The organism is Thermoflexus sp. (assembly GCF_034432235.1).
Classification (GTDB): Bacteria; Chloroflexota; Anaerolineae; order Thermoflexales; family Thermoflexaceae; genus Thermoflexus.
The window spans coordinates 46,436-58,040 of sequence record NZ_DAOUCJ010000001.1 but is presented as its reverse complement, the minus strand read 5'-3'; the positions used below and the strand labels follow the sequence as shown (position 1 = coordinate 58,040).

Annotated in this window: 8 protein-coding genes; 5 read left to right on the top strand and 3 right to left on the bottom strand. The window is 67.4% G+C overall.

Annotation, left to right across the window (positions count from 1 at the left end):
* The first annotated feature begins 320 nt into the window (after window positions 1-320).
* The gene (locus tag VAE54_RS00295) at window positions 321-1,481 is read left to right on the top strand and encodes an FAD-dependent oxidoreductase (protein ID WP_322799927.1); all 1,161 of its coding nucleotides are present in this window, start codon (window positions 321-323) and stop codon (window positions 1,479-1,481) included.
* A gap of 204 nt (window positions 1,482-1,685) precedes the next feature.
* Here VAE54_RS00295 and metG read toward each other — a convergent pair whose 3' ends face one another.
* The 3 genes from metG to VAE54_RS00280 form a co-directional block, all read right to left on the bottom strand.
* A complete protein-coding gene (gene metG / locus VAE54_RS00290) occupies window positions 1,686-3,458 on the bottom strand; it encodes a methionine--tRNA ligase (protein WP_322799926.1) in 1,773 nt (590 codons plus the stop codon).
* A 285-nt stretch (window positions 3,459-3,743) separates the two neighbouring features.
* Window positions 3,744-5,090, bottom strand: a complete 1,347-nt coding sequence (gene glmU / locus VAE54_RS00285) for a bifunctional UDP-N-acetylglucosamine diphosphorylase/glucosamine-1-phosphate N-acetyltransferase GlmU (protein WP_322799925.1) — start codon at window positions 5,088-5,090, stop codon at window positions 3,744-3,746.
* Between the two features lie 83 nt (window positions 5,091-5,173).
* Complete coding sequence (locus VAE54_RS00280; RefSeq protein ID WP_322799924.1) at window positions 5,174-5,977, bottom strand: LysM peptidoglycan-binding domain-containing protein; 804 nt, start codon at window positions 5,975-5,977, stop codon at window positions 5,174-5,176.
* Window positions 5,978-6,229: 252 nt separating this feature from the next.
* Here VAE54_RS00280 and VAE54_RS00275 point away from each other — a divergent pair, with 252 nt between their 5' ends.
* The 4 genes from VAE54_RS00275 to VAE54_RS00260 all read left to right on the top strand — a co-directional run bounded on the left by VAE54_RS00275 (window position 6,230) and on the right by VAE54_RS00260 (window position 11,589).
* Window positions 6,230-6,733: a methylated-DNA--[protein]-cysteine S-methyltransferase gene (locus VAE54_RS00275; protein ID WP_322799923.1), complete on the top strand. Its 504-nt coding sequence runs from the start codon at window positions 6,230-6,232 to the stop codon at window positions 6,731-6,733.
* Complete coding sequence (locus VAE54_RS00270) at window positions 6,720-9,251, top strand: DEAD/DEAH box helicase (RefSeq protein ID WP_322799922.1); 2,532 nt, start codon at window positions 6,720-6,722, stop codon at window positions 9,249-9,251. Before VAE54_RS00275 ends, VAE54_RS00270 begins: the two co-directional genes overlap by 14 nt.
* 338 nt (window positions 9,252-9,589) lie before the next feature.
* Window positions 9,590-10,894 carry a gephyrin-like molybdotransferase Glp gene (glp, locus tag VAE54_RS00265; RefSeq protein WP_322799921.1) on the top strand — a complete coding sequence of 435 codons (1,305 nt, stop codon included), beginning with the start codon at window positions 9,590-9,592 and terminating at the stop codon, window positions 10,892-10,894.
* On the top strand, window positions 10,894-11,589 hold the full coding sequence (locus VAE54_RS00260) for a DsbA family protein (RefSeq protein WP_322799920.1): 696 nt from the start codon (window positions 10,894-10,896) through the stop codon (window positions 11,587-11,589). Before glp ends, VAE54_RS00260 begins: the two co-directional genes overlap by 1 nt.
* Window positions 11,590-11,605: the final 16 nt, after the last annotated feature.

The window sequence follows — 11,605 nt, the reverse complement described above, 5'->3', positions numbered from 1 at the left end:
GGATGGGGCAGGAAAAGGTGTGTTGAAACGGGGTCTTTTAGAGGGCTCCCGTGGACCCCCGATCGCCGGAAATCCTCAGGGGGTCCGCGGAAGATTTTTGAGGGAAGATAACGCAGGGTTTTTCTTACCGGGAGGATCGCAGGCGTGAAGCGGTGGGGGAAATCCTTCCGGAGGCCGAGGGGTTGCCTGACCGACTGGGACCGCTCATCCACTGCTCCGCTGGAGATTCGGGGCCCGGATTTCGAAGGAGCTCGGAACGCCGGCCGCTCTGTTCCGGCAGGCCCCGCTCAAACCGATCTTCGAATCCCGGAGGCGCTCCTATGACCTTGCCGGCTGCAGCGGATGTGGTGATCGCTGGGGGCGGGGTGATGGGCCTGAGCACGGCTTATCATCTCCTCAAGAAGTCCCCCGGCTTGCGAGTGGTCGTCCTGGAGAAGGGTCCTTTCTTCGGTTGTGGCTCGACCAGCAAGGCCGCCGGCGGGTTCCGCCATCAGTTCGCCACCGAGATCCATATCCGCCTCTCTCTCCTCAGCGTGGCGATGATGGAACGCTTCCCCGAGGACCCCGGCGCGCCCCTCGAGATGCGTTTCTGCGGCTATCTCTTCCTCCTCACTCGGGAGGAGGATGTCGCCGCGTTCCGCGACCAGGTGGCGCTGCAACGCCGCCTCGGCGTGCCCACCGAATGGCTCGCAGGCGAGGAGATCCGCCGCCGGCTCCCCATGATGCGCCTGGAGGACGTGATCGCCGGAACGTTTTGCCCGCGCGATGGCCTCCTCAGCCCCATGGACCTGGTCAATGGGTATGCGTCCGGCGCCCGCCGCCTCGGCGGGCAGCTCTTCACGCATACCCCCGTGATCGGGGTCCGAACCCGGGGCGGGCGGATCGAGGCGGTGCGAACCCCCGCCGGCGAGATCGCCACACCGATCCTGGTGAACGCTGCAGGCGCCTGGGCCGCTTCGATCGGGCAGATGGTGGGGGTGGAGCTTCCCATTCTCCCCTACCGGCGTCAGTATCTCATCACCACGCCCATCCCGGAGATCCCGCCCGATTTCCCCATGGTGATCGATTTCGCTCAAAGCCTCTATTTCCACCGGGAAGGGGAGGGGATCCTCACCGGCATGTCGAACCGGGCGGAGCCTCCCGGGTTCAACGAACAGCTGGACCCGGCATGGGAGCTGGTCCATATGGAAGCGGCCATCGCGCGGATGCCGCTGCTGGAGCGCGCGGGTGTGCGGGCGCGCGTGGTCGGCCTCTATGAGGTGACCCCGGATGCCCACCCGATCCTCGGGCGCGTTCCGGCGGTGGAAGGCTTTTATGTGGTGGCGGGCTTCAGCGGCCACGGGGTGATGCACGGCCCGATCGCCGGCCTGCTCATGGCCGAGGAGATCCTGGACGGCCAGGCCCATACGCTGGATATCGCGCCGCTCCGATGGGAGCGCTTCGCCCTCGCAGGTCGTTCCGCGGAATACAACGTGATCTGAGCGCCCCGGGAAGCGTCGAATGAATTCGACCTTTGGGGGCCTTCGGCCGATGGCCGGCCTGCGCCGGCCGGTGCATCGGCGGAGGCCGACGCGGGGCGCGAAGCGCCTCGCGAGGCCGATTTCCAATCGGCGTGAGGGGCCGATGGGTTTTTGGTGCCGGCGAAGCGCCCATGAAGGCCGATTTCCATCGGCGCAAAGGGTCGGTCACGCCGTCGGTTGTCCCAGGCGGGCCCGTTCTTCTTCCGCCCGCGCCTCGTCGATTTTCTCAAACAGCGGGCGGATCTCCCGCAGGCGCTGGCCCGGCGGCAGCCGGCTGGGCTCCCAGCGGACCCGGGGATCGGCTTCGTAGGTGAGGACAAGGTGCTCCCGCGTCCGCTCCGCCACAGTCCGGACGATCAGGCGCCCCACCAGGTCCCCTTCATACCCCAGCATCTCGTGGACCCGCTGGCTGGAGAAGGGGAGGAAGGGCGCGAGCATCACCTTGAGGCTGTCGATCGCCCGCAATGCCACGTAGACGGTTGTCCCCGCCCGGGTTCGATCTTCCCGGATCTCTTTCCATGGCTCGCGCTCATTGAGATAACGGTTCACCTCCGCGGCCAGACCCATTACGGTCTCCAGCGCCTGCCGGAAGCGGCAGCCCTCGATCAGCCGCCCCACCGTCTCAAAGGACACATCGATCCGGGCCAGGATCTCGGCGTCCCGCGGCTCCATCAGGCCCGGCATGGGCACTTCCCCATGGAAATGGCGGGCCGCGAAGGTGAGGACGCGGTGGACCAGGTTCCCCCAGATGGAGAGGAGCTCTTCGTTGTTGTGGCGGATGAAATCGATCCAGCGGAACTCCGCATCCTGGGTCTCCGGCATGATCGCCGTCAGGTAATAGCGGATGGCGTCCACTGCGTAACGCTCCGCCGCGTCCAGGGCCCAGACCGCCCAGTTGCGGCTGGTGGAGAATTTGTCCCCTTCCAGGTTCAGGAATTCGTTGGCCGGCACATCGTAAGGCAGGGTGAAGCGTTTGGAGGGATCCTCCTCATACAGCCGCTCGGTGCCGAGGAGCTGGGCGGGCCAGATGATGGTGTGGAAGGGGATGTTGTCCTTCCCGATGAAATAGACGATTTTGGCCCCCGGATCATACCACCAGTCCTTCCAGGCCTCCGGGTTTCCGGAAAGGGAGGCCCATTCGATGGTCGCCGAGAGATAGCCGATGACGGCCTCGAACCACACGTAAAGCACCTTCCCCTCAAACCCCTCTAGGGGAACCGGGATGCCCCAGTCCAGGTCGCGGGTGATGGGGCGCGGCTGGAGCCCCTGCCGGATGTAATTGAGGGTGAAGGCGAGCACGTTGGGCCGCCAGTATCCTTTGTCGCGCAGATAGGCCAGGAGGGGCTCGGTGAAGGCGGGCAGGTTGAAGAAATAATGTTCGGTCTCCCGCAACACCGGCACGCTCCCGTCGATCCGGCTGCGAGGATGGATCAGCTGGGTGGCTTCTAAAAGCGTCCCGCATCGCTCGCATTGATCGCCCCGGGCCCGCTCATAGCCGCAGATCGGGCACGTCCCCTCGATGTAACGATCCGGCAGGAAGCGCCGCGAGACCTCCGAGTAGAACTGGCGCTGGGTTTGCTTGAAGAGATAGCCCTTCTCCAGAAGGCGCAGGAACATGTCCTGGGCGACCCGGTGATGGTTTTCCGTATCGGTGTGGGTGAAAAGATCAAAGGAGATGCCGTATTTCTGCCAGGTCTCCAGGAAGACCTGATGATAGCGCTCGAACAGCGTCCGGGGCGGCACGCCCTCCCGATCCGCCTGAACGGTGATGGGGGTTCCATGGGAATCCGACCCCGAGACCATCAGGACCCGGTTGCCCTTCAGGCGGTGATAGCGGGCGAAGATGTCGGCCGGAAGGTAGGCTCCGGCGATGTGGCCCAGATGCAGCGGGCCGTTCGCATACGGCCATGCCACGCAGACCAGGACCTTTTCCGCCATCCGGCACCTCCTCCATGGAGTCGAAATCCGCCTGCTCCATAAACAAAGACCGCCGGCCGAGGCCGGCGGTCTGCGGGCAAAGGGCAACCCGCTCGTCGGGGGGGCCTCAGGCCCCCGACCGTAGAGGGGATCTCCTCATCATCGGTAGGGAGACGATCGGGTGGCGCTTCATCAATCCAACCCCGCTCGCCAGGGTGCTGGCGGATGTTGTAAACCATTGTAATGCGGCCATCGGCGGGAAGCAACCCGGAGGGAAGGCGGGGCGCAGGGATGCCTCGCCTGCGGCTACGGGGAGGGGCGGGGGCGGGCCGGGACGCCGTAAACCAAGGTCTCCGGGGGCACATCGCGGGTCACCACGGACCCGGCGCCGGTTTTGGCCTTCCGCCCCACCCGCACCGGCGCCACGAGCATGGTGTCGCTGCCGATGAACGCCTCATCTTCGATGACCGTCGGATGCTTGCGCACCCCATCGTAATTGCAGGTGACGGTCCCCGCGCCGATGTTCACGTCCGCGCCGACCGTGGCGTCCCCCAGGTAGCCGAAGTGATGCATCCGCGTTCGCGGGCCGACGACGCTGTTCTTGATCTCCGCGAAATTCCCCACATGCACCTCTTCCGCCAGCCGGGTCCCCGGTCGCAGATGGGCGAAGGGCCCCACGTGGACGCGATCGGCCAGCACGGCGCCTTCGACGACCGAGGCCTCCACGATGCAATCATCGCCCAGCACCGCGTCCCGCAGGATGGTGTTGGGCCCGATGCGACATCGGCGGCCGATCCGGGTTTCCCCCTCCAGATAGGTATCGGGGTAGATCACCGTGTCCGGCCCGATGCGCACGCCGGCTTCAATGTAAACCCGTTCGGGATCCAGGAGGGTGACGCCCTCCAGCATCCATCGGGTGTTGATCCGCCGCCGCATGATGCGCTCGGCCTCCGCCAGCTGCACCCGGGTGTTGATCCCCAGCGCTTCGTCGGGATCTTCCAGGGCGACGGTCTCCACCTGTGCCCCCTCCGCGGCGGCGAGGGCGACCAGGTCGGTGAGATAGATCTCCCCTTTCGCCGGGCTGGGCTGCAGGCGGGCGAGGGCGGGCCAGAGCCACGGCTCGCGGATGACGTAAACGCCGACGTTGATCTCCGGGAGGCGTCGTTCCTCCGGGTCGGCTTCCGCCTCTTCCACGATCCGGAGCGCCCTCCCTTCCGGATCCCGGATCACCCGCCCGTAGCCCGTGGGGTCCGCTCGATGGGCGGTCAGGAAGGTCAGGGTCGCCCCGCGGGCCTGATGGGCTTCGATCAGCCGGCGGAAGGTCTCGGGGCGCACCAGCGGCAGATCCCCATAGGTGATGAGGATATGGTCGACCTCTCCCCGGAGGATCGGCTCCGCCCAGCGCGCCGCATCGCCGGTGCCCCGGGGCTCGGGCTGGGTCGCAAACCGGGCACCGGGTCCGGCAGCTTCCCGCACTTCCGAAGCGGACGGGCCGATCACCACGACCGGTGGGGTGGAGCATCCGGCCGTCTGCAGGGCCTCCAGGACGTGCCGGATCATCGGGCGGCCCGCCAGAGGGTGCACCACTTTCGGCCGCTCGGACTGAAACCGGGTGCTGCGCCCTGCGGCCAGAACGATCGCCGTCCAGGTCATACGCTACCCCCTTTCCTCCCCGTTCCCGTAGTAGGGCAACTGCAAGCAGTTGCCCTACTTGAAGGCCGGGTGCGGCTGTCGTATTAACGCTCCCGGGCGCGTTGCTGCCCCACCTGATAGCCGATGAAGACGCCCAGCAGCAGCAACCCCAGGAATCCGGCAGCCATGAGCAATCCTTGCCCGAGCGCCGAGAGATCCGGTCCCGCGGGCGCGGACGGCGCGCGGGTCGGGGAGGGGGTGGGCGTGGCAGGCCCGGCGGAGGGCTGGAATCCAAACCATACGGTCGTCTCCGCGTTCCACGGCAACCAGATCTCCCGTCGAGTGGGCCCGGAAGGCGCATAGCCGGTCGGGCTCTCCAGCGCGAGCACGTAATAGCCTGGCTCGAGATCCCGAAGGCATGTCGCCTGGCCGGCCTCTGAGATCAGCGTCGTCTTCCATCCATGGCCATCGATCAGATGGATGGGGATCCCCGCGATCCAGGGCTCCCCCTCGTCTTTCGTTTCGTTGCCGTTCCGGTCCTCAAAGGCGCCGGTGCACAGCGTTCCCAGGCGCCGCTCCCCTGATGCTGGGGTCGGGGTCGAAGCGGGCGAGGGGGCGCTTTGCTGGGGAGGGCGGATCAGGAGCTCCTGGCCCACCACCAGCAAATCGGACTCCAGGCCGTTGAGGGCCTTGATCTCCTCCACGGTGGTCCCGTAAAGCATGGCCAGGCCGAAGAGCGTGTCGCCCGCTTCCACCGTGTGGACGATGGAGCCATCCGGGCGGGGCGTGGCGGTGACCTGCGCCTGCGCCAGGGCGTGGGGCCCGGGCCATGGGAGGCTCCCCATCGCCATGCCCATCAGGAACAATCCGATCCCGCCTCCCAGCAGCCAGCCGCCGATTCTGCGCATGGATCCTCCTTGCGGTCTAAAGGATGCCCCAAGATGAGGTTCAGCGCAGAGGGCATTTTAGCAAACATGGGAAGAGGGACGGAAATCCGGGATTCCGCCCGCCGATTGTAAGGCGGCTTCCAGAAGCCCATGCCATGGCTTCAGGAAGAGAAGGCCCGCTGTGGAGATCCCATCCGGCGTCTTCCGGGATCCTTGGGATTATCATAAAGAGGAGAGCCACCGTCGCCTGGAGTTCTGGGTTCGGAGGGAGGCATGCACTGGTCGATGGCCGAGGGGACCCCCCTGGGGACGTTATGGGTGGTGGCGAGCGCCCGCGGGGTTCGCCGGGTGATCTTTGGCGAAAACGGGGAGGCGGAGTGGGCGAGGGTGCGGGCGCTCGACCCGGAGATGGAGCGCCGGGAAGAGGGACTGGCAGCGCAGGCCGTGGCCCAGATCCTGGAGTATCTGCAGGGCAAGCGGCGGGCGTTCACCGTGCCGCTGGATCCCGAGGGCACGCCGTTCCAGCGGAAGGTGTGGATGGAGACGGCCCGCATCCCCTATGGGCAGACCCTCACCTACCGGGAGCTGGCCCGTCGGATCGGACAGCCCGGAGCGGCCCGGGCGGTGGGCCAGGCCCTGGGGGCCAATCCGCTGCCCATCCTGATCCCCTGCCATCGGGTGGTCGCCGCCGATGGCCGTCTGGGCGGCTACACCGGGGGCCGTCATCTCAAGCGATGGCTGTTGCATCTGGAGGGAGCGCCGCTTGTGGCGGAATGAAGAGACTACGCCTCTGGCCGCCCTGTTGCGACGCTGGCGGCAGGACCCGGCGTTCCGCCGGCGGGTTGCGGCCTGGGCCTGGGCGCCGGCCCGGGAGGCCCAGTGGGCGCCGATCCCGGAGGACCTCCATCCCCGATGGCGGGAGGCGCTCCGGCAGGCCGGGTGTTCCGCCCTCTACACCCATCAGGCCGAGGCCTATCGCGCGGCCCGCGCGGGGGCCCACGTGGCCCTGTTCACCGGCACCGCTTCCGGGAAGACCCTGGCCTTTCTGCTCCCGATCCTGCAGGCCCTCTGCGAGGATCCCCAGGCCACGGCCCTGCTGGTCTACCCCACCAAAGCCCTGGCCCATGACCAGCTCGCGGTGCTCCGCGCCTGGCTTTCCGCCATGAGGCTTCCGGCCGCCGCGCTCCCTTACGATGGCGACACGCCCGGCGAGGCCCGCCGGTTCGTCCGGGAGCGCGGGCGTCTGCTGCTGACCAACCCCGATATGCTCCACCTGGGGATCCTTCCCCAGCATCCCCGCTGGGGGACGTTTCTGCGCCATCTGCGCTTTGTGGTGATCGATGAAGCCCACGTCTATCGAGGGGTGTTCGGCAGCCACATGGTGAACGTGCTGCGGCGGCTGCGGCGCCTGGCCGCCGCTTACGGCGCCTCTCCCCAGTTCCTCCTGGCCTCCGCGACCGTCGCCAACGGCCGGGAGCTGGCTGAAGGGCTGGTCGAGGGGCCGGTCCATGTCATCGAGGAGGACGGGGCCCCCTATGGCGAGCGCCATTTCATCCTGTATCGCCCGCCGCTTCTCGATGCGGCCAGCGGCCTGCGCCAGAGCGCCCTGACGGCGGCCGCCGGCCTGATCCAGACGTTCCTCGAGCATGGGATCCCGGTCATCGCCTTCGCCCGTTCGCGCATGGCCGTCGAGCGCCTCCTCCGCATGGTGCGATCCGCTTGGGCGGAGCGGGGCGGGGATCCGGAGGAGGTCCACGGGTATCGGGGGGGATATCTCCCGGAGGAGCGCCGGGCCATCGAGAAGGGATTGCGGGAAGGACGGATCCGCGCGGTCATCGCCACCAACGCCCTCGAGCTGGGGGTGGACATCGGAACCCTGGAGGCCTGTGTGATGGTCGGGTATCCGGGGACCATCGCTTCGGTCCGTCAGCAGGCGGGGCGGGCGGGCCGGCGGGCGCCCCTGAGCGTCGCCCTCATGGTCCTCACGGCCACTCCCCTCGATGAATACCTCGCGGGCCATCCGGAATTCCTCCTGCGAAATCCCCCCGAGGCCGCCCGCTTTGATCCGGACAACCTGGCGATCCTGGCCGATCATCTGCGTTGCGCCGCGTTCGAGTGGCCCCTGGGCCCGGATGAGCCCTTCGCCCGCACGCTGGATACGGGCTGGGTCGTGGATCGGCTGATCGCCGATGGAGAGCCCCTCTACCGCAACCCCACGGACGGGCGCGTATATTTTGCGGCGGACCGTTACCCGGCGCAGGAAGTCAACCTGCGGACCGGCACGGGGGATCGGGTGAGGATCCGGCTGGGCGCGGGGAAGGGCGGGGGGATCATCGGCGAGATGGACCGCCCCTCGGCCCCCCGGCTGGTCCATCCGGGCGCCGTGTATCTGCACGAGGGTGCGGCCTACCGGATCGTTTCCGTGGATTGGGAGCAGGGGGAAGCCATCGCGGAGCCCTTCGAAGGGGATGAGGTCACCGAGCCGATCGTGGAGGCGCGCTGGCATCTCGATGCGGAGCGGTCGCGCCGCGTGGAGCCCTGGGGGATCTGCGCGTGGGGCGAGGTGACCATCGTGCATCAGGTGGTGGGCTATCGGCGCCTGCGATGGCCGGGCGGGGAGCTCCTGGGGTGGGCGGAAGTGGAAACCCCGGAGGTGATCCTGCCCACGGCCGCGTGGTGGCTGACCATCGAGCTGGCGCTGGTGGAGCGTCTGAAGGAAGAGGGGATTCATATCGGCCCCCTCGATTACGGGCCGGAATGGGAAGCGGTCCGCCGCCAGGTCCGGGCCCGGGATGGCTACCGTTGTCGGGTGTGCGGCGCTCCGGAGCCGCCGGGGCATGCCCACGATGTCCATCACCTGCGGCCCCTGCGGGCCTTCCGGGATCCTGCGGAGGCCCATGCCCTGGAGAACCTGATCACCGTCTGCCGGCGCTGCCACCGGCGTCTGGAGCAGAGGCTGGGGACGCGCAGCGCCCTCTCCGGCCTGGCCCATCTGCTCCATGGCCTCGCCCCGATTTTCCTGATGAGTGATCCGGCGGATCTCGGCCTCCTGGTGGATCCAGCGGGCCAGGAAACCAGTGGCCCCACCGTCCTGCTCTATGAAGACGTTCCCGGCGGCGTGGGGTTCGCCGCCCATCTCTGGGCCGTCCATAGGGCCCTGCTGGAAGCGGCCCTGGAGGTGGTGAAGCGCTGCCCGTGTGAGCGGGGATGCCCGGCGTGTGTCGGGCCTCCGGGGGAGATGCCGGATCTGAAGGGGGAAACCCGCCGGTTGCTGGAATGCATATTCGCGCTGTGAGATCTGGAGCCCGGCTCGAGCCTGGCAAGGGAGTGAGGGTATCCTCTTAGGTCACGGCCCCTCCCGCTCTCCGCTCGGATCCGCCCCCTCCGTCGCCGCTCAAGCGGCTCCTGCAGCGGGAAAGCCCTGCCCAAATCCCCGGGATAGTTGACAGGCCTTTCCTCCCTCGTTACACTAAATCCGGCACGCCGGGGACGAACAGCCTCTCCGCGTCGCGGATCTTCCCCGGGGATTCGCTCTGCCGGCCCTGGAGCTGGACAACCGCGAAGCGTTTTCTCCGACGTTTTTCCCTCAGGATCGTTGGGAATCCGGTCCGGGAACCGTTGGAGGCGAGCCCGATGGCCGCTGTTCAGGAATGGGTGCAGGTGGATGAAGCCCGCCAGATGATCCTGGAGGGATTCCGGCCGCTTCCTCCAGAATCCATCGCGCTGCCGAAAGCCATGGGACGGGTTCTGGCCGAAGCGATCCGGGCGGAGCACGACCTGCCACCGTTCCCCAACTCGGCCATGGATGGCTACGCCGTTCGCGCGGCGGACACAAAGGGGGCCCGGCGGGAGCATCCCATCCGCCTTCGGGTGCTGGGGGAGGCCGCCGCGGGCCGCCCGTTCTCTGGAGGGATTGAACCGGGAACGGCGGTGCGGATTGCGACGGGGGCGCCGCTCCCTTCTGGAGCGGATGCCGTGATCCCGGTGGAGGACACCGATGATCCAGGGGGCCCGGGCCGCCCGCTTCCGCCCGCGATCACGATTTTCCGGGCTGTTCAACCGGGCGAGTTCGTTCGCCCGGCAGGGGAGGATGTGGCGCGAGGGACCATCGCGCTGGAGCCGGGGACGGTGCTCACGCCGGGCGCGTTGGCCCTGCTGGCTGCCCTGGGCCGCTTCGAAATCCCGGTCCATCGCCGCCCGCGAGTGGCCCTGCTGGCCATCGGCGATGAGCTGATCGAGCCCGGCCGGCCGCTTCCGCCCGGCTGCATCTATGAAACGAACCGGACCGCCCTGGCCGCCCAGGCGCTGGAGGCGGGAGCGGAGCCCATTGTGCTGGGGATCGCCCGGGATGACCCGGAGGATCTGCAACGGTGGCTGGACGAAGCCGTTGTGCACCGCCCGGATCTGATCGTCTCCTCGGCGGGGGCTTCCGTCGGTGTTTATGACTGGGTGAAGGAAGTGGTGGGGCGCCACGGCGAGATCCGCCTCTGGAAAGTCCGCATTCGCCCCGGCAAACCTTTCGCCTTCGGTCATTATCGAGGGATTCCGTTCTTCGGGCTGCCGGGCAACCCGGTCTCTGCCATGATCACCTTCGATCAGTTCGTCCGCCCTGTTCTGCGCCGGATGGGCGGCTATCCTCGCTGGGAGCGCCCGCGCATCCCGGTGCGCCTGGCCGAGCCCGTTTCCAGCGACGGGCGGGAGACCTATTTCCGGGCGCGGATCACTTATGAGGGCGGCCAGTTCCAGGCCCGCCTGAGCGGGCTTCAGGGTTCCCATATTCTGAGCGCCATGGCCCGGGCGAACGGGCTGGTGATCCTGCCGGAGGGCGTTCGAACGCTTCCTGCGGGCTCAACCGTCATGGCGGAATTCTGGGTTGATTTGCAGGATTTGATTGGGGCGTCGGAGGCTCCACCACCTGCTGCTCCGGGGAGGGCTTGATGAGCAAACGGGATCCGAAAGCCATCCGTGCTTCCCCCTCGCCCCCGCTGCTCGCGCTGCTCATCGCCGCGGTGGTCCTTGGGGTTGCGGCCCTCATCGGATACCAGCTATGGACCAGCCGGCCGGGGGCAACCGTCGCGGCGGTCGATTATCCGACCGGTTTGACGCCGGATGGCTATCCCTACAAGGGGAATTCCAAGGCCAAAATTATCATCGAGGAATATTCGGACTTCCAGTGCCCGGTGTGCGCCCGTTACACGCGGGAGGTGGCGCCGCGCCTGGATGAGAAATACGTGAAAGCCGGGAAGGTATACTATATTTTCCGGTATTTCCCTTTCCTGGGGCCGGAATCGTTCCGCGCGGCGGAGGCCGCGGCCTGCGCCGCGGAACAGGGGAAGTTCTGGGAATATGAGCACATGGTGTTCGCCAACCAGCGCGGGGAGAACCTGGGCTGGTTCTCCGACGACCGGCTGATCGGCTTTGCGACCCGGGTGGGGCTGGATCGCGGGGCCTTTGAGCGCTGTCTGCTTTCCGGCAAATACCGGGATTTCATTCGCAGCGCCGCCGACGCCGGCCGCCAGCGGGGCGTGCGGGCCACGCCTACCCTCTTCATCAACGGCGAGAAGATTGAAGGGCTCTACGATGTGACGTTCTACGAGACCTATATCGACACCCTGCTGCGACAGGGTCCGTAGCTTCGACCCGGCGGAG

Bases quoted from the DNA above. Each gene is read 5' to 3' on its own strand.
- VAE54_RS00280 (WP_322799924.1), bottom strand. From the start codon at position 5,977: ATGCGCAGAATCGGCGGCTGGCTGCTGGGAGGCGGGATCGGATTGTTC.
- glmU (WP_322799925.1), bottom strand. From the start codon at position 5,090: ATGACCTGGACGGCGATCGTTCTGGCCGCAGGGCGCAGCACCCGGTTT.
- glp (WP_322799921.1), top strand. From the start codon at position 9,590: ATGGCCGCTGTTCAGGAATGGGTGCAGGTGGATGAAGCCCGCCAGATG.
- VAE54_RS00260 (WP_322799920.1), top strand. From the start codon at position 10,894: ATGAGCAAACGGGATCCGAAAGCCATCCGTGCTTCCCCCTCGCCCCCG.
- VAE54_RS00295 (WP_322799927.1), top strand. From the start codon at position 321: ATGACCTTGCCGGCTGCAGCGGATGTGGTGATCGCTGGGGGCGGGGTG.
- metG (WP_322799926.1), bottom strand. From the start codon at position 3,458: ATGGCGGAAAAGGTCCTGGTCTGCGTGGCATGGCCGTATGCGAACGGC.
- VAE54_RS00275 (WP_322799923.1), top strand. From the start codon at position 6,230: ATGCACTGGTCGATGGCCGAGGGGACCCCCCTGGGGACGTTATGGGTG.